The organism is Cupriavidus sp. BIC8F (assembly GCF_032465815.1).
GTDB classification, from domain to species: Bacteria; Pseudomonadota; Gammaproteobacteria; order Burkholderiales; family Burkholderiaceae; genus Cupriavidus; species Cupriavidus necator.
Window position 1 is genome coordinate 1692653 of the sequence record NZ_CP136094.1, and the last position, 23834, is coordinate 1716486.

General features: G+C 67.5%; 26 protein-coding genes and 1 pseudogene. 20 read left to right on the plus strand and 7 right to left on the minus strand.

Annotated features, from left to right (window positions below; translation table 11 throughout):
* Positions 1 to 126 precede the first annotated feature (126 nt).
* Both selD and mnmH read left to right on the plus strand, forming a co-directional pair.
* The gene (gene selD, locus RS901_RS07945) at positions 127 to 1170 is read left to right on the plus strand and encodes a selenide, water dikinase SelD (protein WP_316152672.1); all 1044 of its coding nucleotides are present in this window, start codon (positions 127 to 129) and stop codon (positions 1168 to 1170) included.
* Positions 1170 to 2273, plus strand: a complete 1104-nt coding sequence (gene mnmH / locus RS901_RS07950) for a tRNA 2-selenouridine(34) synthase MnmH (protein ID WP_316152675.1) — start codon at positions 1170 to 1172, stop codon at positions 2271 to 2273. The genes selD and mnmH overlap by 1 nt, the downstream gene beginning before the upstream one ends.
* A gap of 9 nt (positions 2274 to 2282) precedes the next feature.
* Here mnmH and RS901_RS07955 read toward each other — a convergent pair whose 3' ends face one another.
* From RS901_RS07955 to gpmA, 3 genes are all read right to left on the minus strand, one after another.
* Positions 2283 to 3056 (minus strand): molybdopterin-synthase adenylyltransferase MoeB, encoded by a 774-nt coding sequence (locus RS901_RS07955; protein WP_316152678.1) that lies wholly within the window; start codon positions 3054 to 3056, stop codon positions 2283 to 2285.
* A gap of 172 nt (positions 3057 to 3228) precedes the next feature.
* Positions 3229 to 4836, minus strand: a complete 1608-nt coding sequence (locus tag RS901_RS07960; protein WP_316152680.1) for a S41 family peptidase — start codon at positions 4834 to 4836, stop codon at positions 3229 to 3231.
* Positions 4837 to 5015: 179 nt separating this feature from the next.
* Positions 5016 to 5762 (minus strand): 2,3-diphosphoglycerate-dependent phosphoglycerate mutase, encoded by a 747-nt coding sequence (gene gpmA / locus RS901_RS07965; protein ID WP_316152682.1) that lies wholly within the window; start codon positions 5760 to 5762, stop codon positions 5016 to 5018.
* Between the two features lie 188 nt (positions 5763 to 5950).
* Here gpmA and RS901_RS07970 point away from each other — a divergent pair, with 188 nt between their 5' ends.
* The 5 genes from RS901_RS07970 to RS901_RS07990 all read left to right on the plus strand — a co-directional run bounded on the left by RS901_RS07970 (position 5951) and on the right by RS901_RS07990 (position 9559).
* Entirely contained in the window at positions 5951 to 6364 is a 414-nt protein-coding gene (locus RS901_RS07970) for a rhodanese-like domain-containing protein (RefSeq protein WP_041227714.1), read from the plus strand.
* 83 nt (positions 6365 to 6447) lie between these two features.
* Positions 6448 to 6705, plus strand: coding sequence for a glutaredoxin 3 (gene grxC / locus RS901_RS07975; RefSeq protein ID WP_013955430.1), 258 nt, complete (start codon positions 6448 to 6450; stop codon positions 6703 to 6705).
* A gap of 200 nt (positions 6706 to 6905) precedes the next feature.
* Positions 6906 to 7424: a protein-export chaperone SecB gene (secB, locus tag RS901_RS07980; protein ID WP_010814828.1), complete on the plus strand. Its 519-nt coding sequence runs from the start codon at positions 6906 to 6908 to the stop codon at positions 7422 to 7424.
* A gap of 104 nt (positions 7425 to 7528) precedes the next feature.
* The gene (locus RS901_RS07985; RefSeq protein ID WP_316152692.1) at positions 7529 to 8545 is read left to right on the plus strand and encodes an NAD(P)H-dependent glycerol-3-phosphate dehydrogenase; all 1017 of its coding nucleotides are present in this window, start codon (positions 7529 to 7531) and stop codon (positions 8543 to 8545) included.
* A 36-nt stretch (positions 8546 to 8581) separates the two neighbouring features.
* Positions 8582 to 9559, plus strand: coding sequence for a Bug family tripartite tricarboxylate transporter substrate binding protein (locus RS901_RS07990; RefSeq protein WP_013955432.1), 978 nt, complete (start codon positions 8582 to 8584; stop codon positions 9557 to 9559).
* Positions 9560 to 9575: 16 nt separating this feature from the next.
* On the opposite strand, the gene trmL is transcribed toward RS901_RS07990, so the two are convergent.
* Together trmL and RS901_RS08000 are read right to left on the minus strand one after the other, a co-directional pair.
* Positions 9576 to 10046 carry a tRNA (uridine(34)/cytosine(34)/5-carboxymethylaminomethyluridine(34)-2'-O)-methyltransferase TrmL gene (trmL, locus tag RS901_RS07995; protein ID WP_316152695.1) on the minus strand — a complete coding sequence of 157 codons (471 nt, stop codon included), beginning with the start codon at positions 10044 to 10046 and terminating at the stop codon, positions 9576 to 9578.
* 247 nt (positions 10047 to 10293) lie between these two features.
* A pseudogene (locus RS901_RS08000) lies at positions 10294 to 11155 on the minus strand (ComF family protein).
* On the opposite strand from RS901_RS08000, the gene RS901_RS08005 reads away from it, so the two are divergent.
* From RS901_RS08005 to RS901_RS08040, 8 genes are all read left to right on the plus strand, one after another.
* The gene (locus RS901_RS08005; RefSeq protein ID WP_316152698.1) at positions 11144 to 12097 is read left to right on the plus strand and encodes a methyltransferase domain-containing protein; all 954 of its coding nucleotides are present in this window, start codon (positions 11144 to 11146) and stop codon (positions 12095 to 12097) included. The pseudogene RS901_RS08000 and the gene RS901_RS08005 sit on opposite strands and share 12 nt — an antisense overlap.
* Before the next feature lie 272 nt (positions 12098 to 12369).
* Positions 12370 to 12879, plus strand: coding sequence for a DUF2244 domain-containing protein (locus tag RS901_RS08010; RefSeq protein WP_316153420.1), 510 nt, complete (start codon positions 12370 to 12372; stop codon positions 12877 to 12879).
* A gap of 58 nt (positions 12880 to 12937) precedes the next feature.
* On the plus strand, positions 12938 to 14200 hold the full coding sequence (coxB, locus tag RS901_RS08015; RefSeq protein WP_114136414.1) for a cytochrome c oxidase subunit II: 1263 nt from the start codon (positions 12938 to 12940) through the stop codon (positions 14198 to 14200).
* A 38-nt stretch (positions 14201 to 14238) separates the two neighbouring features.
* Positions 14239 to 15846 carry a cytochrome c oxidase subunit I gene (gene ctaD / locus RS901_RS08020; RefSeq protein ID WP_010814820.1) on the plus strand — a complete coding sequence of 536 codons (1608 nt, stop codon included), beginning with the start codon at positions 14239 to 14241 and terminating at the stop codon, positions 15844 to 15846.
* Positions 15847 to 15920: 74 nt separating this feature from the next.
* Positions 15921 to 16052, plus strand: a complete 132-nt coding sequence (locus RS901_RS08025) for a cytochrome oxidase small assembly protein (RefSeq protein ID WP_010814819.1) — start codon at positions 15921 to 15923, stop codon at positions 16050 to 16052.
* Positions 16053 to 16069: 17 nt separating this feature from the next.
* The gene (locus RS901_RS08030) at positions 16070 to 16681 is read left to right on the plus strand and encodes a cytochrome c oxidase assembly protein (protein ID WP_316152708.1); all 612 of its coding nucleotides are present in this window, start codon (positions 16070 to 16072) and stop codon (positions 16679 to 16681) included.
* A 39-nt stretch (positions 16682 to 16720) separates the two neighbouring features.
* Entirely contained in the window at positions 16721 to 16945 is a 225-nt protein-coding gene (locus RS901_RS08035; protein ID WP_114136416.1) for a DUF2970 domain-containing protein, read from the plus strand.
* A gap of 144 nt (positions 16946 to 17089) precedes the next feature.
* On the plus strand, positions 17090 to 17950 hold the full coding sequence (locus RS901_RS08040; protein ID WP_316152712.1) for a cytochrome c oxidase subunit 3: 861 nt from the start codon (positions 17090 to 17092) through the stop codon (positions 17948 to 17950).
* Between the two features lie 130 nt (positions 17951 to 18080).
* Here the strand turns inward: RS901_RS08040 and RS901_RS08045 are convergent, their stop codons facing one another.
* Entirely contained in the window at positions 18081 to 18290 is a 210-nt protein-coding gene (locus RS901_RS08045; RefSeq protein ID WP_013955442.1) for a twin transmembrane helix small protein, read from the minus strand.
* 75 nt (positions 18291 to 18365) lie between these two features.
* Here RS901_RS08045 and RS901_RS08050 point away from each other — a divergent pair, with 75 nt between their 5' ends.
* The 5 genes from RS901_RS08050 (at position 18366) to RS901_RS08070 (ending at position 22649) form a co-directional block, all read left to right on the plus strand.
* Positions 18366 to 19133 (plus strand): SURF1 family protein, encoded by a 768-nt coding sequence (locus RS901_RS08050; RefSeq protein WP_316152715.1) that lies wholly within the window; start codon positions 18366 to 18368, stop codon positions 19131 to 19133.
* A gap of 53 nt (positions 19134 to 19186) precedes the next feature.
* Positions 19187 to 19837, plus strand: a complete 651-nt coding sequence (locus RS901_RS08055) for an SCO family protein (RefSeq protein WP_194946769.1) — start codon at positions 19187 to 19189, stop codon at positions 19835 to 19837.
* A 10-nt stretch (positions 19838 to 19847) separates the two neighbouring features.
* Positions 19848 to 20960, plus strand: coding sequence for a COX15/CtaA family protein (locus RS901_RS08060; RefSeq protein ID WP_316152718.1), 1113 nt, complete (start codon positions 19848 to 19850; stop codon positions 20958 to 20960).
* Positions 20957 to 21901: a heme o synthase gene (gene cyoE, locus RS901_RS08065; RefSeq protein WP_037025354.1), complete on the plus strand. Its 945-nt coding sequence runs from the start codon at positions 20957 to 20959 to the stop codon at positions 21899 to 21901. The genes RS901_RS08060 and cyoE overlap by 4 nt, the downstream gene beginning before the upstream one ends.
* Positions 21902 to 22028: 127 nt before the next feature.
* Positions 22029 to 22649, plus strand: a complete 621-nt coding sequence (locus RS901_RS08070; protein WP_013955447.1) for an SCO family protein — start codon at positions 22029 to 22031, stop codon at positions 22647 to 22649.
* A 106-nt stretch (positions 22650 to 22755) separates the two neighbouring features.
* On the opposite strand, the gene rpoH is transcribed toward RS901_RS08070, so the two are convergent.
* The gene (gene rpoH / locus RS901_RS08075) at positions 22756 to 23682 is read right to left on the minus strand and encodes an RNA polymerase sigma factor RpoH (RefSeq protein ID WP_114132175.1); all 927 of its coding nucleotides are present in this window, start codon (positions 23680 to 23682) and stop codon (positions 22756 to 22758) included.
* Between the last annotated feature and the right edge of the window lie 152 nt (positions 23683 to 23834).

Genomic DNA, 23834 nt, shown 5'->3' on the forward strand with positions numbered 1-23834 from the left:
TTCGGCACCGCCTTGTTGCTCGCCTGTTGGCAGTAACCCTTCTCATTCCAATTTCTGTCTTCATCCAGGCGTCGCTGGCGGGGCAAAGGCTCCTGACCCGCCAGCGCGCCGTGCGGAGCCCACCACATGACCAGTCCCATCCGTCTGACGCAGTACAGCCACGGCGCGGGCTGTGGCTGCAAGATTTCCCCGAAAGTGCTTGACGTGATCCTGGCCGGCAGCGGCGCGCAGCATTTGGACCCGCGCCTGTGGGTCGGCAATGCCTCGCGTGACGATGCCGCGGTGTATGCGCTGGATGGCGCGGACGGTGAGCGCGGGGTGGTCTCCACCACCGACTTCTTCATGCCCATCGTCGACGATCCGTTCGACTTCGGGCGCATCGCCGCCACCAATGCGATCAGCGATATCTATGCGATGGGCGGCGACCCGCTGATGGCCATCGCCATCCTGGGCTGGCCAGTCAATGTGCTGCCGCCCGAGGTGGCGCGCGAGGTGGTGGCGGGCGGGCGCCGCGCCTGTGACGACGCCGGCATTCCGCTGGCGGGCGGGCATTCGATCGACGCGCCCGAGCCGATCTTCGGCCTGGCGGTGACCGGCCTGGTCGAGCGCGCGCACATGAAGCGCAACGATACCGCCACGCCTGGCTGCCGGCTGTACCTGACCAAGCCGCTGGGCATCGGCGTGCTGACCACGGCGGAAAAGAAGGGACTGCTGCGCGCCGACAACCGCTACCTGGCACGCGACTGGATGTGCGTGCTGAACCGTCCGGGCAGCGCCTTCGGGCGGCTGCCCGGCGTGCGTGCGATGACCGATGTCACCGGCTTCGGCCTGCTTGGTCACCTGGTGGAGATGGCCGACGGCAGCAGCCTGACCGCGCGCCTGGACTACGTGGCGGTGCCGGTGCTGGACGATGTGGTCGACTATATCGGCCAGGGCTGCGTGCCGGGCGGCACCCAGCGCAACTTTGACAGCTATGGGCATCGCATTGCGCCGCTCACCGACGGGCAGCGCGCGCTGCTGTGCGACCCGCAAACCAGCGGTGGCCTGCTGGTGGCGGTTGAGCCTGCTGGCGAAGCCGCGTTCCTGGCCGAATGCCAGCGGCTCGGACTGGCACTGGCCCCAATCGGCGAGATGGTGGCGCGCGCCGCGCTTGCCGTAGAGATCCGGTGATGCGCCCTGACACCGCCGACTTCCGCACCCTGTTCCTCAGCGGCGTGGCCATGCTGGACGTGCGCGCGCCGCTGGAATTCGCGCGCGGGGCCTTCCCCGGCGCGGTCAACCTGCCGCTGATGGACGATGCCGAGCGCCATGAGGTGGGGCTGCGCTATGCGCAGCAGGGCCAGCAGGCGGCAATCGAACTTGGCCACCAGCTGGTGTCGGGGCTGCGCAAGGCGGCGCGGATCGCAGCCTGGGCGGAGTTTGCGCGCGCGCATCCGGACGGCTACCTGTATTGCTTCCGCGGCGGACTGCGCTCGCAGCTGGTGCAGCAGTGGCTGCACGCGGCCGGTGTCGATTACCCCCGCGTGACCGGCGGCTACAAGGCCATGCGCGGCTTCCTGATCGAGACCACCGATGCCGCGGCGGCACAGCAGCAGTGGTTCGTGCTGGGCGGCCTGACCGGCAGCGGCAAGACCGATGTGCTGGCCGACGTGCCCGCCGCGATCGACCTCGAAGGCCATGCGCGGCACCGCGGTTCGGCCTTCGGGCGGCGCGCGCTGGCCCAGCCGCCGCAGATCGATTTCGAGAACGCGCTGGCCATCGACGTGCTGCGGCATATTGACGCAGGCTGGCGCGCGCTGGTGGTGGAGGACGAGGGCCGCTTTATCGGCAGCCGCGACGTGCCGCAGGCGCTGACGCAGCGCATGCAGGCCAGCCCGCTGGTGTGGCTGGAAGCGTCGTTCGACGAACGCGTGGAGCGCGTGCTGCGCGACTATGTGCAGGGGCTGGCGGCGGAGTTCATCGCCGAGAAGGGCAGCACGGAAGGTTTCGAAGCCTACGCCACGCGCCTGCGCGAGGCCATGGCCGGCATCTCGCCGCGGCTGGGTGGCGCCCGCTACGGCAAGCTGTCGGCGTTGCTGGACCAGGCGCTGGCGCAGCAGGCGGAGCGCGGCGAGGTGGATCTGCACCGCGACTGGATCGCCGTGCTGCTGCGCGAGTACTACGATCCGATGTACGCCTTCCAGCGCGAACAGCGCGAGGCGCGCATCGTCTTTCGCGGCGATCGCGCCGCCGTCACCGACTGGCTGCGGGCGCACACGGCGCAGCGGGACTAGCCTGCGGCTTCAGTGCCCGCCGCAGACCGGGCAATCCGGCGTGCGTGCCAGCCGCATCGTGGTCCATTCCATCGACAGCGCATTGACCATCAGCAGCCGGCCCGCCAGGCTCTCGCCGACACCGGCGAGCAGCTTGAGCGCCTCGGCCGCCTGCACCGTGCCGACCATGCCGACCAGCGGCGCGAACACGCCCATGGTGGCGCAGGCCACTTCCGGCGCGGGTTCGGCCGGCGGGAACAGGCAGGCATAGCAGGGCGCGTCGGGCTGGCGCCGGTCGAACACGCTGATCTGGCCATCGAAGCGCAGCGCCGCGCCCGACACCAGCGGCACCTTGTGGCGCACGCAGGCGCGGTTGACCGCCTGGCGCGTAGCGAAGTTGTCGCAGCAGTCGAGCACCACGTCGGCCGTGGAGACGAGTTGGTCAAGCTCTGCATCGCCCACGCGCGCGGGCACCGTCACGATCTCCAGCCCCGGGTTGATGCGCAGCATGCCTTCGCGCGCCGAATCCACCTTGGGCCGGCCCACGTTGGCGGTGGTGTGGATGATCTGGCGCTGCAGGTTGGTCAGGTCGACTTCATCGTTGTCGACCACCGTGATGCGGCCCACCCCGGCCGAGGCCAGGAATGGCAACGCGGCCGCGCCCAGGCCGCCGGCGCCGATCACCAGCGCATGGCCGTCAAGCAGGCGCCGCTGGCCCTCGATGCCAAGCTCATCCAGCAGGATGTGGCGCGAGTAGCGCAGCAGTTGTTCGTCGTTGAGGCCGTCGTTCTGGTCGTCGTTCATGATGGCTGGCGCAGGGCTGGTGCGGCGCTTCGTGTTGCGGTGAGGGCGGCAGGGCAGGGCCGGGCAGGTCACGCCTGGCATTGTGCTCCAACTTGCTTTCCCATGCCGGGCGGGCGGGAATGAAAAAAAGCGGCCCCGCAGGGCCGCTTCTGGTGTGGCGCCGGCCCCGGCTTCAGGGAGCCTTGCCCGTCGGCGTGCCCAGCGGCTCGCCGATCGGGGCGCTGGCCGGCGGCTGCTTGGCGGGGGCCGGTGCCGCTGGCTTGGCTGCCGGTGCGCTCGCGCCCTTGGCGCCGCTCTTGCCCGAGGGCTTTGCCGCCTTGCCGTTGTCGGCCGGCGGATTGGTTTCGAGCTTCGACTTGGAGCGCTTGACCGGCTGGCCGTTGAGCTGGGCGATGGCCTGCTGCAGCATGAAGTCTTCGGCCGAGCCAAATTCCACCGGCTTCTTGCGGCGGTCCTTCTCGCGCTCTTCCGGTGATTTCTTCGCGTTCTCTTCTTCCAGGCGGCGCAGCTCTTCCACGCGGCGCTGCTCGCGCTCGGTCATTTCCGGCTCTTCCGATTCCTGCTTGTTGTGCAGGTGGCGCTCGGTGTCGATCTCGCGCGTGATCAGCGCGTCGTCCGGATCGCCTTCGGGGTTCTGGTCGACCGGGATGTCCGGACGGATGCCCTTGGCCTGGATCGACTTGCCGCTCGGCGTGTAGTAGTACGCGATGGTCAGCTTGATGCCGGTGTCGTTGGTCAGCGGGCGCACGGTCTGCACCGAGCCCTTGCCGAAAGTGGTCTTGCCCATGATCTGCGCGCGGTGATGATCCTGCAGCGCGCCGGCCACGATCTCGGAGGCCGAGGCCGAGTAGGCGTTGGTCAGCACCACCATCGGGATCTTCTTGTAGATCGCGGGCAGGTCCTTGAGCGGATCGTCTTCCAGCGACGACAGGCGGTAGTTGTTGTACGACGCCTTGTACACGCGCTTGGCATCGGGCACCTGGCCGTTGGTGGACACCACCGTGGCGTCTTCCGGCAGGAAGGCCGCGGCCACGCCGACCGCGCCCTGCAGCACGCCGCCGCCGTTGTTGCGCAGGTCCAGCACCAGGCCCTTCATGTTGGGGTTCTTTTGCGCCAGCTCGGTCAGCTTGCGGGACAGGTCGGCGATGGTGCGTTCCTGGAAGCTGGTCAGGCGGATCCAGCCGATATTGTTGTCCAGCATCTTGGCCTTGACCGACTGCACGCGGATCTCGGCGCGCGTGATCGAGACCGGGAAGGTGCGTTCCTCGCTCTTGCGGTAGATGGTCAGAGTGACCTTGGTGCCGGGCTCGCCGCGCATGCGCTTGACCGCCTGCTCCAGCGGCAGGCCGCGCACGGGCTTGTCGTCGATGCGGGTGATCAGGTCGCCCGGCTGGATGCCGGCGCGGAAGGCAGGGGTGTCCTCGATCGGGTTGATCACCTTGACCAGGCCTTCTTCCTGCGAGATCTCGATGCCCAGGCCGGCAAAGCGCCCGCGCGTGCCTTCCTGCAGTTCCTTGAAGTCTTTCTCGTCGAGGTAGGACGAATGCGGGTCGAGGCTGGCGACCATGCCCTTGATGGCTTCGGTCAGCAGTTTCTTGTCATCGACCGGCTCCACGTACTCGCGCTTGATTTGCCCGAAGATATCGGCCATCAGCCGCAACTGGTCAAGCGGCAAGGGCCCCGATGAATTCTGGGCGGTCGCCGAAATCTGCAGCGTGGCGAGCACGCCGGCGACGAGGCCGACAGAAACTAGGCTGATGTTCTTGAGCGTCTTGCGCATGAGGGCTGCCTGAACGTGTACTCGAAGTACTGGTGTACGGTAGGGAGATTATGCCGGCTGCGGCCGCCCGGCGCCGGGCGGTTTGTCCGACAGTATAAGTGCGTGTGGTGAAAAGGGCCTGTCCCGTCCCGGCTCAGGGTGGGCGGCCGCACATCCGCGCGCGGCCGCCCGGGCCGGCTTCAGCGTGCCTTGCCCTGGCTGGCCACGGCCGCCAGCGAGGCGGCGATGGCGTCCTGGTCACCCAGGTAGTAGTGGCGCAGGGGGCGCAGGTCGGCGTCCAGCTCATAGACGAGCGGGGTGCCGTTGGGGATATTGAGTCCGACGATATCGTCATCCGAGATCTGGTCCAGGTATTTCACCAGCGCGCGGATGCTGTTGCCATGGGCGGCAATGACCACGCGCTTGCCGGATTGGATGTCGGGGGCGATGGATTCGTTCCACAGCGGCATCACGCGGGCCACCGTGTCCTTCAGGCACTCGGTCAGCGGGATCTCGTTGCGCGGCACATTGGCGTAGCGCGGATCGTCGTACGAGGCACGCGGGTCGGCGGGCTCCAGCGCGGGCGGCGGCGTGTCATAGCTGCGGCGCCACACCAGCACCTGCTCGTCGCCGAACTTGGCGGCGGTTTCTGCCTTGTTCAGGCCGGCCAGCGCGCCGTAGTGGCGCTCGTTCAGGCGCCATTCGTTGCGCACCGGGATCCACATCAGGTCCATTTCATCCTGCACATGCCACAGCGTGCGGATAGCGCGCTTGAGCACCGAGGTATAGGCCACGTCAAAGCCCAGGCCGGCATCCTTGAGCAGCTTGCCGGCCTGGCGCGCCTGGTCGGCGCCGGTTTCGGTCAGGTCGACGTCGACCCAGCCGGTAAAGCGGTTTTCAAGGTTCCACGTGGATTCGCCGTGGCGGATGAGGACGAGCTTGTACATGCTGCTGCTTCCAGAGAGTAGGTAACCTGCATGCGTCCGCGCCGTCACCTGGAGTGGGCTGATGGGTTCCTTGTGGACATCCCATGTCTCAGACAGGCGACAATGGCGGATGGCCATGCGACGGCAGGGCCTGGACGCCAAACCGCGTATTTTATAATGCCGCCGACCCAACCTACCGGAATGCCAACGTGAATTTCTTTGCCGACTACAACAACCTCGCTCTGATCGCCCTTGCCGTGGTCTCGGGCGGCTTGCTGGCCTGGCCCGCGATCTCGCGCAGCACCCGCGGCAAGACCGTCAATACGGCCGCCGCGACCCAGCTGATCAACAAGCGCGGCGCGGTCGTGGTCGACATCCGCGAGCCCGCCGAGTATGCCAAGGGTCACCTGCCGCAAGCCAAGAGCGCGCCGCTGGCCGACCTGCCCTCGCGCGCGGCCGGCCTTGCAAAGGACAAGGCTGCCCCCATCATCGTCGTGTGCCAGACCGGCCAGCGCTCGGGCAAGGCCCAGGCAGCGTTGAAGGAAGCCGGTTACAGTGAGATCTACGCGCTCGAGGGCGGCATCGCCGCCTGGCAGCAGGCAGGCCTGCCGCTGGTGAAGTAATCCCGGGCAGCACCGCCGTATCCGTCACAGCGCGCCCCCGGCCAAGCCGGGCCGCGCGCGCATTGCATTCAAGGAGAACCCGCATGGCCCGTGTCGTCATGTACAGCACCGTGGTGTGCCCGTATTGCCTGATGGCTGAACGCCTGCTCAAGTCCAAGGGCGTGGAAATGATCGAGAAGATCCTGATCGACCGCGAACCCGGCAAGCGTGAAGAGATGATGGCCCGTACCGGTCGCCGCACCGTGCCGCAGATCTACATCGACGAGACCCACGTGGGCGGCTTCGACGACCTCTCGGCGCTGGACCGCCAGGGCGGCCTGGTGCCGCTGCTGGCCGCCTGAGCCCGTTGCGCCGGCGCTGGCTCGGAATCGTCTGATTCCGGGCCGGGCTGGTTCCGGCACACCCCCGGCGCGGGTGAATTCGCCACCCGCGTCATGTACCATATGCGTTTTCCAACCGGGCACCGGCCAGCCTTGCACGACGCAAGGGCTGCGGCCGCCGCGCCCGATGCACATCCAGCCCATCCTCCCGGAAGCCTTTCATGAGCGACCAGCAAAACACCCAGCAGGACGATCAACCCTTCTTCAACATCCAGCGCGTCTACCTGAAAGACATGTCGCTGGAGCAGCCCAATTCGCCCGGCATCTTCCTGGAATCGGAAGCCCCGTCGGTGGAAGTGCAGGTCAACGTCGGCGCTTCGCAGCTGCAGGAAGGGATCTTCGAGGTGGTGGTGACGGGCACCGTGACGACCAAGGTGCAGGACAAGGTTGCCTTCCTGGTGGAAGCGCACCAGGCCGGCATCTTCGACATCCGCAACGTGCCGGTGGAGCAGCTGGACCCGCTGCTGGGCATCGCCTGCCCGACCATCCTGTACCCGTACCTGCGCGGCAATATCGCTGACGTGATCACCCGCGCCGGCTTCCAGGCCATCCACCTGTCGGAAATCAACTTCCAGGCGCTGTATGAGCAACGCCTGCAGGCTGCCATGGAAGAAGCTCAGGGCGCCGAAGGCGGCAACAGCGGCATCGTGATGCCCGACGGCAGCCAGGCCCGCCACTGATTCCGGCGGCCTGAGCCATCATCGAAACGGGGCTGCGGCCCCGTTTTGACTTTGGACTACCATCGGTGGCGTGAACCTCCGCGCCATCTTCTGTTCGAGCTGCCATGAAACTGACCTTCCTCGGTGCCGGTGCCTGGGGCACCGCACTCGCCAGCCATGCCGCGTCCACCAACGACGTGGTGCTGTGGGGACGCGATCCCGCGCAGCTCGCGGCGATTGCGGCCACGCGTGAGAACGCCGCCTACCTGCCTGGCGTGACGCTGTCCGGGCGGCTGACGGTGCAGGCGGATTTCGAGCAGGCCGTGGCGCATGCCGCCGACGATGCCGACGGCATCGTGGTGGTGGCAACGCCGGTGGCGGGCTTGCGCGAGATGACGCGCCGGCTGGCCGCGCGCAGCGCCAGGCCGGTGTCGATGCTGTGGCTGTGCAAGGGCTTCGAGTCCGGCACCCACCTGCTGCCGCACCAGATGGTGCGGGCCGAGCTCGACGCCGCCGGGCGCACCGAGGGCTTTGCCTACGGCGTGCTGACCGGCCCCAGCTTCGCGCGCGAGGTGGCGCTGGGGCTGCCGTGCGCGCTGACCGTGGCGGGCAACGAGCCGTCGCTGGCCGACCGCGCGCAGGCGGCCTTCCACCATCATGCGATGCGCATCTACGGCTGCGACGACCTGACCGGCGTGGAAGTCGGCGGTGCGGTCAAGAACGTACTGGCCATCGCCACCGGTGCCAGCGACGGGCTCGGCTTGGGCCTGAACGCGCGCGCCGCGCTGGTGACGCGCGGGCTGGCCGAGATGACGCGCCTGGGGCTGGCGCTGGGCGGCCGGGTCGAGACCTTCATGGGCCTGGCCGGCGTGGGCGATCTGATCCTGACCGCCACCGGCGACCTGTCGCGCAACCGCAAGGTCGGCCAGCAGCTGGCGGCGGGGCAGAGCCTGGAGCAGATCCTGGCCGGGCTGGGCCATGTCGCCGAAGGCGTGCGCTGCGCCCAGGCGGTGGCCGAGCTGGCCGCCACGCACGGCGTCGAAATGCCGATCGCCCGCGCGGTCTGCGCGGTGCTGTTCGACGGGCTGAGCGCCGCCGATGCGGTGGCGCAGCTGCTGCAGCGCGACGCGCGCGACGAATGACTACCCGTGTATCCACCTTCTGATCCTCTGCACCGCATGCCCACACGACGACAAGCGCTGATCGCGCTGGCGGCTGCCTGCGCCGCCGGGACTTCCGGCAGCGTCTTCGCCCAGCCCTGGCCCGCGCGGCCGATCCGCATGGTGGTGCCGTTCCCGCCGGGCTCGTCGCCCGACCTGATCGCGCGCATCGTGACCGAAAAGCTGGCCGCAGCGCTGGGCCAGCCGGTGGTGGTGGAAAACCGTCCCGGCGCCGGCGGCAATATCGGCACCGGCATGGTGGCGCGCGCCGCCCCCGACGGCTATACGCTGCTGTTCACCATCAACGGCCCGCTGGTGACCGCGCCGACGCTGTCGCGCAACCTGAACTACGACCCGTTCCGCCAGCTGGCGCCGGTCACGCTGGTGGCGACCTCGCCCAACGTGCTGGTGGTGGATGCGCGCCTGCCGGTGCACAACCTGCGCGAGTTCGTCGCGCTGGCACGGTCGAAGCCGGCTGAGCTGAACTATGGCTCGCCCGGCAACGGCAGCGCCTCGCACCTGGCGATGGAGCAACTCAAGGCGATGGCGGGCATCGACCTGCAGCACGTGCCGTACCCCGGCTTCCCGCAGATCACCACGGCGATGGTGGGCGGGCAGGTGCAGGCGGGCTTCATGGTGCCGGCGATCGCGATGCCGCAGGTCAACGCGGGCAAGCTGCGCGTGCTGGCCGTGACCACCACGGGGCGCACGGCGGTGTTGCCGTCGGTGCCGACGGTGGCGGAATCCGGCTACCCGGGCTTCGAGGCGATCTCCTGGCAGGCGGTGCTGGCGCCGGCGGGCACGCCGCAGGCCGTGATCGACCGGCTCTACCGCGAGCTGGTGGCGATCATCGGCAGCGCCGACGTGCGCGACAAGATGCGCGCGCAGTATTTCGTGCCGGCCGGCACCGCGCCAGCCTCGCTGCGCCAGACCATGGTGAGCGAGAAGGCACGCTGGGACAAGGTGATCCGCGCCGCCGGCGTGCAGCCGGAGTAGGCGCTGGCCGGGCGGCTCAGCTGCCGCCTTCGAACCCGTTCTGGCGCCACGCCTCGAACACCACCACGGCGACCGTGTTCGAAAGGTTCAGGCTCCGGTTGTCGGGTCGCATCGGCAGCCGGATGCGCTGCGCGGGCGGGAACCAGTCGCGCCGCTCCGGTGATAGCCCGCGCGTCTCGGAACCGAACACGAACCAGTCCCCGGGCCGGAACGCTACCTGGCCGAACGGCGTCGAGCCGCGCGTGGTCAGCGCGAACATGCGCGCCGGGTCGGGCTGTTCGCTGGCCATCAGCGCGTCCCAGCTTTCATGCACGCGCATGGTGGCGTACTCGTGGTAATCCAGTCCCGCGCGGCGCATGCGCGCGTCTTCCAGCGGAAAACCCAGGGGTTTGACCAGGTGCAGCCGCGCGCCGGTGTTGGCACACAGGCGGATCACATTGCCGGTATTGGGCGGGATTTCCGGTTCGACCAGGACGACGTTGAACATGATGCGGGGGGATGGCGGGCGCGCTGCGCCCTTCGTCAGAACGGTGCGCAGCTTACCGCGCGCACCGGCCACTGTCATCCAGACGCTAGACCACTGAATCATTGAAATGGGAGGTGAAGGACATGTCATGCGGGATGCAGCGCTAGGCGCAAAGCGCAGCAATAGCACGGCTATTGCGAGCATTTGCAACGACGCGATGCGCCCGCATGACGTGGCAGGCACCGACCAATTTCAGTGATTCAGTGGTCTAGGGCGTGCGCAGCGCGACGATCACGCTGACGCGGGCCGCGCCATGCGCCTTGAGCACGCTGGCGGCCTCGTGCAGGGTGGCGCCGGAGGTCATCACATCGTCCACTAGCGCCACGTGCAGGCCGTCCAGCCGCACGGCGCGCGTCAGCCTGAAGGCGCCGCGCAGGTTCACCTGCCGGGCGGCCAGGTCCAGCGCGCTGGCTGCCGGTGTCGCGCTGGCGCTGCAGCAGCACCGGGTCGGCGCGCAGGCCCAGGTGGCGCGCCAGCGGCCGCGCGATTTCCCAGGCCTGGTTGAAGCCGCGCGCGGCCAGCCGCTGCGGTGACAGGGGGACGGGGGCGATCAGGTCGGGCGGCGCCCGCCGGGCGCCGGCCCAGGCCCCCGGCAGCCCCGCGGCCAGCCGGGCCGCGAGCCAGCCCGCCAGTGGCAGCGCGTGGCCGAACTTGAGCGCCAGCACCAGCTGGTCCTGGGGCGACGCGTAGTCGCCCAGCGTGTGGGCGTGATCGAATGCCGGGGGCGATGCGGCGCAGGCCGGGCAGTGGAAGTGGCGCCCCAGCGCCAGCGCGCAGGCGGGGCAGCGCCGCACCGGGCGCAGGAGGTCGGCGGCGCAGGTTGCGCAGACCACCTGCCGCTGCACCGCCCCGCACAGCGCGCAGGCACTTGGCAGCAGCAGTTCGCCGGCGCCGGCCAGCACCCTGCCGGCGGCGCCGGCAGCCAGCGCGGCGCGCGCGTATACTTGCCGTCCGGCCGCGGCCCATCGGGCGCGGCGGCCGCGTTCATCCGGCGCCCCGGCCTGATCCTGTATCTGTCCGCGCGCCGGTTCCTGGTTTTCTTGCTGCCCTGTCTGCCCGTGTCCCTGCATGCCGCTGATTCCCCCGATGCCTTCCTGCCGCCCGCGCGCCTGACCCGGCTCGCCTTCGACCGGCGCAGCCGCGGCTTCGGCCAGCTGGACTTCCTGCTCGGCGAGATCGGCCGCCGCATGCAGGAGCGCATGGAAGTGATCCGCCTGGCGCCGCAGCGCGCGCTGGATATCGGCTGCGGCCACGGCCAGGGCCTGGCCGGGCTGCGCGCGCGCTTCCCGGATGCGCAGATTGCCGGGCTGGACATCTCCGGCGCGATGCTGGCCGAGGCCGGCCAGCGCGACCCGCAGCGCCGGCCCGGCTGGATCGGCCGCATGCTGGGCAAGCGGCCGCTCTTTGACCTGGTCCAGGGCGATCTTGCCACACTGCCTTTTGCGCCCGCGAGCTTCGACCTGCTGTGGTCCAACCTGGCGCTGCACTGGCATCCGGAGCCGCACCGTGTGTTCCCGGAGTGGCACCGCGTGGCGCGCGACGAAGGGCTGGTGCTGTTCTCGCTGTTCGGCCCGGACACCCTGAAGGAGCTGCGCGCGGCCTTTGCCGAAGTCGACGAAGCTCCCCATACGTTGCGCTTTGTCGACATGCACGATATCGGCGACATGCTGGTGCACAGCGGCTGGTCCACCCCGGTGATGGACATGGAAACGCTGACCGTGACCTACGAGTCCCCCGCCACGCTGCTGCGCGAGGTGCAGGCCTTCGGCGGCCTGCGCGGGCCGGCTGGGGCGCTGCCGCAGGGCCTGCGCGGCCGCGGCTGGTACCAGGCGCTGGCGCAGGCGCTGGAGCGGCGGCGCAACGCCGACGGCGTGATCCCGCTGAGCTTCGAGATCGTCTACGGCCACGCCTGGAAGCTGGCCAAGCGTGGCGGCCAGGCGGTCGACGACCAGGGCCGCGCGGTGGTGCCGCTGGACCAGATCGGCCGTGCAAGGCCGCGTCGGACAAGTTAAAACAGAGTTAACTTGCGCCGGTGCGGGATTGCCGCAAACATAGCGCCGGCGCGGCGGGCAGGGCGATGGCGGGGCTCCTCCCTATGCACAGAATCAAGCGGCGCGCAAGCCGTCCGGTCAAGGCGCGCCCTTGTCCGTGTATAGGAAGCGCCCTATAATGCGCCAGTTTGTCGCAGTGGTCCCCTGGCACAAGAACGTCCTGGTTTTGCACTTGCACTGTGCGGCCCGGACGCCATCGTCCCGGGTGTGCATCCGATGCAGAGTGGTTGGCGATGCAAGACTTGGGTATCGCACTCCAGACGGCAGGTGGTGACTCCGGCGGAAATCTCGACGGACCTCTCCCCGCGCCCCACGACTGGCTGATGAAGCGGAATTGCTCGCTGTCTCCACGCCAGGTCGGCTGGTTTTACCTCTCGATCCTCACGGTTTCGCTTGCCATCGCGTTGTTTTTCGCGTGGCAAGGGTCCTGGCTCGTGCTGCCGTTTGCCAGCATCGAGCTGATCGGGCTGGGGATCGCGCTGCTGGTGTATGCGCGCCATGCGACAGACTATGAGCGCGTCAGCATTACCGACGGCATGCTGGTCGTGGAGACAGCCAGCGGCACAAAGGTGACGCGCCAGGAATTCAACCCGCGCTGGGTGCGGGTCGAACTGGGTGAATCGTTCCGCGCGCTGGTGACGCTGCGCTCGGGCAGGCGTGAGGTACAGGTGGGGTGTTACGTGGACCCGTACCGGCGACGCAAGTTCGCGCAGGAGCTCGCAGCGGCCTTGCGCCGCCTCTGAGAGGCGGCGGTGGCGGCGGCGGGGACAGATTTGAATCTGTAAATTGGGTAGATAACAAATGAAAATGTGGAAGAAGGCATCCGCAGTTTGTCTGGCCGGCGCGTCCCTGCTTGCCAGCCAGGCGGCGTCCGCGGTCAGCGACATGCCGGGCGGCCCCGCCGTGCGCCAGCTCAACCTGACCGAGCCGGTTACCAAGATCGCCGAACAGATTCACTGGCTGAACTGGATGATGCTGATCATGTGCACGGTGATCTTCATCGCGGTATTCAGCGTGATGTTCTATTCCGTCTTCAAGCACCGCAAGTCCAAGGGTGCCAAGCCTGCTGCCTTCCACGAGAGCATCACGGTCGAAGTGATCTGGACCATCGTCCCGTTCATCATCGTGATTGCGATGGCCCTGCCGGCGACCAAGACCGTGGTGGCGATGAAGGACACCACCAACTCCGACATCACCATCAAGGCCACCGGCTACCAGTGGAAGTGGGGCTATGACTACCTGAAGGGCGAAGGCGAAGGCATCTCCTTCGTGTCGACCCTGACCACCCCGCGCGAGCAGATCAACAACGAGCAGCCCAAGTCGAACACCTACCTGATGGAGGTGGACAACGAGCTGGTCGTGCCGGTCAACAAGAAGATCCGCATCGTCACCACCGCCAACGACGTGATCCACGCCTGGATGATCCCGGCCTTCGGCGTCAAGCAGGATGCGATCCCGGGCTTCGTGCGCGACACCTGGTTCAAGGCCGAAAAGATCGGCGTGTACCGCGGCCAGTGCGCCGAGCTGTGCGGCAAGGAACACGCCTTCATGCCGATCGTGGTGCGCGTGGTCTCGGACGCCGACTACACCAAGTGGGTCGACGGCAAGAAGAAGGAGCTGGCGGCCAAGGCTGACGATCCCAACAAGACCTGGACGCTGGACGAGGCCAAGGTGCGCGGCGAGAAGATCTACGCAGCCAACTGCGCAGTGTGCCACCAGCCCAACGGCAAGGGCGGCGGGGCCTTCCCGGCTCTGGACGGCTCCAAGGTGGTGAACGGCCCCAAGGCCGGCCAGATGCACATCCTGCTCGAAGGCAAGGGCGGCATGCCGTCGTGGAAGCAGCTCTCGGATACCGAGCTGGCCATGGTCATGACCTATACGCGCAACGCCTGGAGCAACAAGACGGGTGAAGTGATCCAGCCGAGCGACTTCGTGGGCGCCCGCGCGGGCAAGTTCCCCGAGGGCGGCGGCGCGGCAGGCGGCGAAGCGCCGAAGGCCGAAGCCAAGCCGGCCGACAAGGCTGACAAGCAGGCCAGCCTCGCGGGCAACCGCGTCGCGGGCTGACCCGCTGAAGACAGAACAGGATTAGAGGAGCATTTGCGATGAGTACTGCTACCCCGGACGCGCTCGCCCATCCGCACGATCATGCGCATGACGACCACGCGCACGACCACCCGCATGGCTGGCGCCGCTGGCTGTTCGCCACCAACCACAAGGACATCGGTACGCTGTACCTGCTGTTCTCGTTCATCATGCTGCTGTCGGGCGGCTTGCTGGCACTGCTGATCCGCCTGGAGCTGTTCGAGCCGGGCCTGCAGTTCTTCCGCCCCGAGCTGTTCAACCAGTTCACCACCATGCACGGCCTGGTGATGGTGTTCGGCGCGATCATGCCGGCCTTCGTCGGCTTCGCCAACTGGATGATCCCGCTGCAGATCGGCGCGTCCGACATGGCGTTCGCGCGCATGAACAACTTCAGCTTCTGGCTGATGCCGCCGGCCGCGCTGCTGCTGGCCGGCTCGTTCCTGGTCCCGGGCGGCGCCACTGCCGCCGGCTGGACCCTGTATGCGCCGCTGTCGGTGCAGATGGGCCCCGGCATGGACATGGCCATCTTCGCGATGCACATCATGGGTGCGTCGTCGATCATGGGCTCGATCAACATCATCGTGACCATCCTCAACATGCGCGCCCCGGGCATGACGCTGATGAAGATGCCGATGTTCTGCTGGACCTGGCTGATCACCGCCTACCTGCTGATCGCCGTGATGCCCGTGCTGGCCGGCGCCATCACCATGGTGCTGACCGACCGCCATTTCGGCACGAGCTTCTTCTCGGCCGCCGGTGGTGGTGACCCGGTGATGTACCAGCACATCTTCTGGTTCTTCGGCCACCCCGAGGTGTACATCATGATCCTGCCGGCGTTCGGGATCGTCTCGCAAGTGGTGCCGGCGTTTGCCCGCAAGCGCCTGTTCGGCTACAGCTCGATGGTGTACGCCACCGCCTCGATCGCCATCCTGTCGTTCATCGTGTGGGCCCACCACATGTTCACGACCGGCATGCCGGTGACCGGCCAGCTGTTCTTCATGTACGCGACCATGTTGATCGCGGTGCCCACCGCCGTGAAGATCTTCAACTGGATCGCCACCATGTGGCGCGGCTCGATGACCTTCGAGACCCCGATGCTGTTCTCGATCGGCTTCATCTTCGTGTTCACCATCGGCGGCTTCACCGGCCTGATGCCGGCCGTGGCCCCGATCGACATCCAGCTGCAGGACACCTACTTCATCGTGGCGCACTTCCACTATGTGCTGGTGGCCGGCTCGCTATTTGCGCTGTTCGCGGGCTTCTACTACTGGGGTCCGAAGTGGAGCGGTTTCATGTACAACGAAACCCGCGGCCAGATCCACTTCTGGGGCTCGATCATCTTCTTCAACGTTACCTTCTTCCCGATGCACTTCCTGGGTCTGGCCGGCATGCCCCGACGCTATGCCGACTACCCGACCCAGTTCGCGGATTTCAACGCGATCGCGTCGATCGGTGCACTGGGCTTCGGCCTGATGCAGGTGTACTTCTTCTTCTTCGTGGTGCTGCCGTCGTACCGCGGTGGCGAGAAGGCCGCCGACAAGCCCTGGGATGGCGCCGAGGGCCTGGAGTGGACCGTGCCGTCGCCGGCGCCGTTCCACACCTTTGAAGTTCCCCCGCAGGTCCGCTAAGGCGCGGCCAGTGTAATCAGGCAGCGGGAGGCGGCAGCGTCCGCCTCCCGCGCCGGCAGGCAACAGAAGCAGCTATGCAGTCTCCAGACAAAAGCCCATCACGCCCGGACCAGAAGGCCGCCAACCGCCGCCTTGGCCTGATCCTGCTGTCGATCGTGGTGGTTTTCTTTCTGGGGTTCTTCGCCAAGATGATGTTTCTTGGCTGAGGCGGCAGGGTAGCGAGATGAGCATCGACCAGCAGACTGGCAGGGAAGCGGACAAGCGGTTCAACCGCGGCATGATGCTGCGCCTGGTCGTGATCGTGGCCGTGATGTTCGGCTTCGGCTATGCGCTGGTGCCGCTGTACAAGAAGATCTGCGAGATCACCGGCATCAACGTGATCACCACGCGCGAGCTGCACGGCGCGGTGAAGAACACGCAGGTCGACAAGAGCCGCACCATCACGGTGGAGTTCGACTCCAACGCGCGCGGGCCCTTCGCCTTCCGGCCGGTGAAGAACAGCATGGAAGTGCACCCGGGCGAGATGGCGACGATCGTCTACGAGGTGGCCAACGGGCAGCCGCGCGACATCTCGGCGCAGGCCATCCCGAGCTACGCGCCCAAGCAGGCGACCCAGTATTTCATGAAGCTGGAGTGCTTCTGCTTCAAGCAGCAGACGCTCAAGGCGAAAGAGGCGCGCGAGATGCCGGTGGTGTTCGTGATCGATCCCGCGCTGCCCAAGGATGTGAAGAATATTACGCTGTCGTACACCTTCTTCGAGGTGGGCGCGCCGGTGGCGCAGGCGCCCGAGGGCCAGCTGGCGCCGCAGCCGGCACCGGCCGGCAAGGGCATCTGAGGCGGCCGCGGTGCATGCCGGGGCAGAGGAGGACGGGCGATGGATGAGATGAAGGACGCGGTCAAGCGCAAGATGTCGTTCGGGCAGACCATGCGCGCGGTGCTGTGGTCTTTCATCGGCCTGCGCAAAGGCGCCGAGCACGAGCGCGACATGGCCCGGCTGAACCCGGTGCATGTGGTGATCGCCGGCGTGATCGCGGCGGCCATCTTCATCGCGGTGCTGGTGGTCATCGTGCGCATCGTGGTGGGGCAGGCAGCGGGATAGCAGGGCAGGACGGGTAGACAACAAAAGCAGTCGCAGAACAAAGCAACCGCGGCGGCGGGGCCGGCCCAGAGGAGGGGGCGGCCCGCAGTGCCAAAGCGCGGATCACGAATACTGAATCAAAGACTCTGAGCTGGAGATAAAAGAATGAGTGCGAATCGCGCAAACGCTCCGTACTACTTCGTACCGGGCCCGTCGCGCCACCCGATCACGGCAAGCTTCGGCCTGCTGATGACGGGCGCGGGAGCCGCCGGTTGGGTAAACGGGCAGCCCTGGGCGCCGTACCTGTGCGGCTTCGGCCTGCTGTGGTTCCTGTTCGTGCTCAAGAGCTGGTTTGGCGACGCCATCAGCGAGTCCGAAGGCGGCATGTACGGCAAGAACATCGACCTGTCGTTCCGCTGGTCGATGGGCTGGTTCATCTTCTCGGAGGTGATGTTCTTCGCGGCCTTCTTCGGCGCGCTGTTCTATGCCCGCACCATCGCCATGCCCTGGCTGGGCGACCTGAACAACAAGATCCTGTGGCCCGACTTTGCCGCGGTGTGGCCCAACACCGGCCCGGCCGGCGTGGTGGAAAGCTTCCAGACCATGGGTCCGTGGCCGATTCCGACCATCAACACCGCGCTGCTGCTGATGTCCGGCCTGACGCTGACCTGGGCGCACCACGCGCTGCTGGCCGGCAAGCGCAGCCAGCTGATCCAGGGCCTGGTGCTGACCATCCTGCTGGGCGCGGTCTTCATGTGCTTCCAGGTGTACGAGTACATGCACGCCTACTCGGAACTGAACCTGAAGCTGTCCTCGGGCATCTACGGCTCCACCTTCTTCCTGCTGACCGGCTTCCACGGCTTCCACGTCACCATGGGCGCAATCATGCTGACCGTGGTGCTGATCCGCGTGCTGAAGGGCCACTTCACGCCTGACCACCACTTTGCATTCGAAGGCGCTGCCTGGTACTGGCACTTTGTTGACGTGGTGTGGCTGTTCCTCTACGTCGTGGTGTACTGGCTGTAAATCCGGCTGCCGTACCCGCCGGCGCGCCCCTCGGGGGCCCGCCGGCGCCAACGCAAAAGAGAAACGCCGCAGGAGGTTGTCCAGCCTGCGGCGTTTGTCTTTTGCGGGCCTGCTGCCCGCGTCCTGGCGTTCAGGGCGCCATGCGGATGCCCGTGCTGTGGATCCAGCCCATCCAGTTCGAGAACAGGATGAACAGGAACAGCGCCACCGAGAACCCGACGCGCAGCATCAGCGAGCGCATCATGTTGGGCGTCGTGCCGCGGTCGCGCATCATGAAGAACAGGGCGGAGGCCAGGCTGGCGATGATCAGGATGAAGGCAACAATGATGACAATGCGCATGGCGGGGCAGGTCGGGGCAAAGAGCGACGGAGAAACCCATTATCGCACCGGCCCGCGTTGTGGTCCCGCCTGGCGATGACAGTGCGCCGCTTGTTCAGCCCGCTGCCGCTAGCCGCCGCGCTGGTGGTGATCGCCGTGACCTGCGCGCTGGGCAACTGGCAGCTCAACCGCGCGCACGACAAAGAGGCGCGCGCGGCGCGGCTGCAGGCGCTGTCGACGCAGCCGCCGGTGGTGCTGGGCACGGCGCCGCTGCCGCAAGTTGTGACCGACCGCACGGTCCGCGTGACCGGGCGCTTTGACACGGCCCGCACCGTATTGCTGGATAATCGCCCCCACGGCAATGGCAGCAGCCCCGGGGATAGCCGCGCCGGCTTCCTGGTGCTGACGCCGCTGCGGATTTCAGCCGGCTCGCTGGCGCCCGCAGGTGCCGCCGGCGCCATGCAGTCGGTGCTGGTGCTGCGCGGCTGGCTGCCGCGCGATGCCCAGGACCGCACCCGGATTGCGCCGTTCCCCACGCCCGAGGGCGAGGTAACGATCGAAGGCACGGCACTGGCGGCCGTGCCGCGGGTCTATAGCCTGGGCCAGGACGCCGCCGGCAGCAAGATCCGCCAGAACCTGGACATCGCTGCCTATGCGGCCGAAACCGGCCTGGCGCTGCACCCGCTGGTGCTGGAGCAGCGCAGCGACACCGGCGACGGTCTGGCGCGCGACTGGGCCCCGGCCGACCTGGGCGCGGACCGGCACTACGGCTATGCCTTCCAGTGGTTCGGGCTGGCCGCGCTGACGGTGGTGCTGGTGACCGTGCTGGGCTGGCGCCGCGCGCGCCGGGTGGCCGCACCGTAACTCGAATGAACCGGGCGCATGCGCTCGCCGAAGACAAAGGACAGACGTACTCCATGGCACAGCAAGACTCCGCCCCGGCCGCCGCGGCCTCGCCGCCGGATACCCGCATCGATGCGCGCACGCGCCGCGGCCGCCTGCAGATGCTGATGCTGTTGCTGGTGTGCGCGTCGCCGGTGATTGCCTCTTACTTCACCTACTACGTGATCAAGCCGCGCGGCGGCGCCACCAACTACGGCGCGCTGGTCGACCCGCAGCGGCCGATGCCGCCGGTGCGCGTCACCGACGAGCAGGGCCGGGCCGTGCCGCTGGAGCAGTTCCGCGGCAAATGGCTGCTGGTGACCGCCGATCCGTCCGCCTGCGACGAGGCCTGCGCGAAGAAGCTCTTCACCATCCGCCAGATCCGCGCCGGGCAGGGCCAGGACCGCGAACGCATCGTGCCGGTGTGGCTGGTGACCGACGACGGCAAGATCGACGAGCGCCTGACCGCCGCCTACAACGAGCCCTACGCCGGTGTGCGCTTCCTGCGCATCGACCGCCAGGCCGCGCAGCAGTGGCTGCCGGCCGAACCCGGCAAGCGCGCCGAGGACACCCTGTTCCTGGTCGACCCGCTGGGCAACCTGATGATGCGTTTCCCGCAGGACCCGGACCCCAAAAAGATGAGCGGCGACCTGAAGAAGCTGCTCAAGGTCTCGCGCATCGGCTAAAGGGGACGGCATGCTGCTGCAACTGGCCATCATCGGCATCCTGATTGCGCTGTTCCCGCTGTCCTACGTGCTGGTGAAAGGGGACCGCAACAAGTACCGCAAGCTCGCCTGGATCACGGCGTTCCTGACGCTGGACCTGATCATGTTCGGCAGCTTCACCCGCCTGACCGACTCCGGCCTGGGCTGTCCGGACTGGCCCGGCTGCTACGGGCACTCCAACCCGCACGCCGCGATGGAGCCGATCCGCGCGGCCGAGACCGCACTGCCCAGCGGCCCGGTGACGCTGGCCAAGGCGTGGATCGAGATGATCCACCGTTACTTCGCCATGGCGGTCGGGGTGCTGATCATCACGCTGATGGTGCTGGCGTGGGTCAAGCGGCGCGAGCTGAAGCAGTCGCCGTGGTTCGCCACCGGAGTGCTGCTGCTGGTGTGCGTGCAGGGCGCGTTCGGCGCCTTCACCGTGACCCTGAAGCTGCAGCCCGTCATCGTGGTCACGCACCTGATGCTGGGCATGGCCCTGCTGGCCGTGCTGATCCAGCTGGGATCGCGCAACGATCCGCCGCACCCGGTCGCGGCGCAGGCGGCGCGGCTGCGCTGGCCGGTGCGCATCGGCCTGCTGCTGCTGGTGATCCAGATCTTCCTGGGGGGCTGGGTCAGCACCAATTACGCGGTGCTGGCCTGTACCGACTTCCCGCTGTGCAACGGCCAGCTGGTGCCCGCGATGGATTTCCGCCACGGCTTCACGCTGTGGCGCCAGCTGGGCATGACCGCCGACGGCGACTACATCCCGCACGCGGCGCTGGTGGCGATCCACTGGGTGCACCGCGGCTTTGCCTTTGTCGTGCTGGGCTACCTGGCGTGGCTCGGCCTGCGCGCGCGCCGGCTTGAAGGGCTCGCGCGCGCGGCCGGCTGGCTGCTGGGCACGCTGGTGCTGCAGCTGGCCACCGGGATGTCCAATATCGTGTTCGACTGGCCGCTGGTGGCCGCGGTTGCGCACAACGGCGGCGCGGCGCTGCTCCTGCTGCTGCTGGTCCGCCTCCACTACAATACAGGGCTCGCAGGGCTCACCATGCGGGCCGCCGGCGTCCCCGCTGCCGTGCCGAACGCCGCCCGCGCCACATGAAAGACAAGACCCCTTCCGTGGTTACCGCTACCCACCCCCATTCCCTGGGCAAGTTGAGCCGGATACGGCACCTTGCCCGACAATATGCCGCCCTGACCAAGCCGCGCGTGACGCAGCTGGCCGTGTTCTGCGCCATCATCGGCATGTTCCTGGCCACGCCCGGCATGGTGCCGTGGCGCGTGCTGATCGGCGGCGCCGCCGGCATCTGGCTGCTGGCCGGTGCGGCCTTTGCCATCAATTGCCTGGTCGAACAGAAGATTGACGCGCTGATGCGCCGCACCGCGTGGCGCCCGTCGGCCACCGGCGAGATCACCACGCCGCAGACCCTGGTGTTCTCCGCTGTCCTGGGCGGCGCCGGCATGTGGCTGCTACACGTCTACGCCAACGACCTGACGATGTGGCTGACCTTTGCCACCTTCCTTGGCTACGCGGTGGTCTACACCATCCTGCTCAAGCCGGCCACGCCGCAGAACATCGTCATCGGCGGGCTGTCCGGGGCAATGCCGCCGGCGCTGGGCTGGGCCGCGGTGGCGGGCGAGGTGCCGGCCGAAGCCTGGTTCCTGGTGCTGATCATCTTCACCTGGACCCCGCCGCACTTCTGGGCCCTGGCGCTGTACCGCCGCGCCGACTACGCCAAGTCCGGCCTGCCGATGCTGCCGGTCACGCACGGTGAGCGCTACACGCTGCTGCATATCCTGCTGTACACGCTGATCATGATCGCCGCGACGCTGCTGCCCTTTGTCTACGGCATGAGCGGCTATATCTACCTGGCGGCCGCGCTGGCGCTGGGCGCGGGCTTCCTGGCCTACGCCTGGAAGATGTACCGCAACTATTCAGACGAACTGGCGCAGCGCACCTTCCGCTTCTCGATCCTGTACCTGTCGCTGCTGTTCGCCGCGCTGCTGGTCGACCACTACTTCAAGTTCGTGCCGCAGGTCTGACCTGTGGCCCACCGGCTGCGGCATCTTGTCGCGGCCGGCGCAGCGTGGCGGCCCGATCGGCGATACTGCGTGATGTCGCCGCCCTCTGGTGCCGCTGTTCCCCCCACCCCTGACCGGTTTCCGCCGCATGCCCCGCCTAAGCCCCGCCTCCGGCCTGTTCGCCGCCTTCCGCCGCTTTTCCCTGCTGGCCGCGCTTGCGCTGGCCGTGGCTGCCTGCGGGCAGCAGAAGGCCTCGTTCCGCAATGTCGATATCACCGGCGCGGCGGACTTCGGCAAGGACTTCTCGCTGACCGACCATCACGGCAAGGTGCGCACCATCGCCGACTTCAAGGGCAAGGCGGTGGTGATGTTCTTCGGCTACACCCACTGCCCGGACGTGTGCCCGACAACGATGGCCGAACTGAAGGCGGTGATGGAGAAACTGGGCCCGGACGCCGACCGCGTGCAGGTGCTGTTCGTCACGGTCGACCCGGAACGCGACACGCAGGCGTTGCTGGCCCAGTACGTGCCAGCCTTCGATGCGCGCTTCCTGGGGCTGCGCCCGGCCGACGAAGCCGCACTGCAGAAGGTGACCAAGGACTTCAAGGTGTTCTACGCCAAGGTGCCGGGCAGCTCCCCGAGCAACTACACGGTGGACCACTCCGCGGGCAGCTATGTGTTCGACCCGGAGGGCAAGCTGCGGCTGTTCATCCGCCACGGCCAGGGTCCGGATCCGATCGCGCACGACCTGAAACAGCTGCTGTCGTGACGTGAAAGGGAGGGAAGGGGTGCGGCATAACGTCGCACTCTCCCTCTCGCGGGCAACAAAAAGGCCGGTCCAGTGGACCGGCCTTTTGCATGGCTGGGGGAGCGGATCAGGCGAATGCCTGCAGCGCACCCTTCATCTTCTTCATGGCCGCGGCCTCGATCTGGCGGATGCGCTCGGCCGAGACGCCGAACTCGTCAGCCAGCTCATGCAGCGTGGCGCCGCCCGAGCCGTCGTCCTCGACGTGCAGCCAGCGCGCCTCGATGATGCGGCGGCTGCGTTCGTCCAGCTTGCCCAGCGCCTCTTCCAGGCCCTCGACCTGCATGCGGTCGTGGCGCTTGGCTTCCAGCACGCGGGTGGGCTCGTTGTGGTTGTCCGCCAGGTAGGCGATGGGGGCGAATTCCTCTTCGCCGTCGTCGATCTGGCCTTCCAGCGCCAGGTCGCCGCCCGACAGGCGGGTTTCCATCTCCATCACTTCTTCGGGCTTGACGTTCAGCTCGCGCGCCACGGCCTCGACCTGCTCCGGCGTGAACGTGTGCGCGCCCTGCTTGTGGCTGCGCAGGTTGAAGAACAGCTTGCGCTGGGCCTTGGTGGTGGCCACCTTGACCATGCGCCAGTTCTTCAGCACGTATTCGTGGATCTCGGCCTTGATCCAGTGCATCGCATACGACACCAGGCGCACGCCTTGTTCGGGGTCGAAGCGCTTCACGGCCTTCATCAGGCCGATATTGCCTTCCTGGATCAGGTCGGCGTGCGGCAGGCCGTAGCCCAGGTACTGGCGGGCGATCGACACCACCAGGCGCAGGTGGGACATCACCATCTGGCGGGCAGCATCAACGGAATCGTGGTCGCGGAGCTCGCGCGCCAGGCGCTGCTCTTCCTCCGCGGTCAACAGCGGAATCCGGTGGACAGCCTGGATATAGCTGTCGAGGTTGCCAACGGTGGCCGGGAAGGTCAGCGCAAAGCTGCCCGTGCTCCGGGGTGCCGTCGGCAGACGGTTATTCAGGGTTTGGTCGGCAGACAAGACTGCGTTCACTCAATGGCTCCTTTCGCATCCGGCGGTTCGGTTGCCGGGGTGCCGCGCCTCTTGGGCCGGCGGCATTGCAACACATATTAGCACTCAGGCCGGGTGAGTGCTAATTGGAGCCCCGATGGCCGTGATAGTTCCACTCGATTGCTCTTACGGAT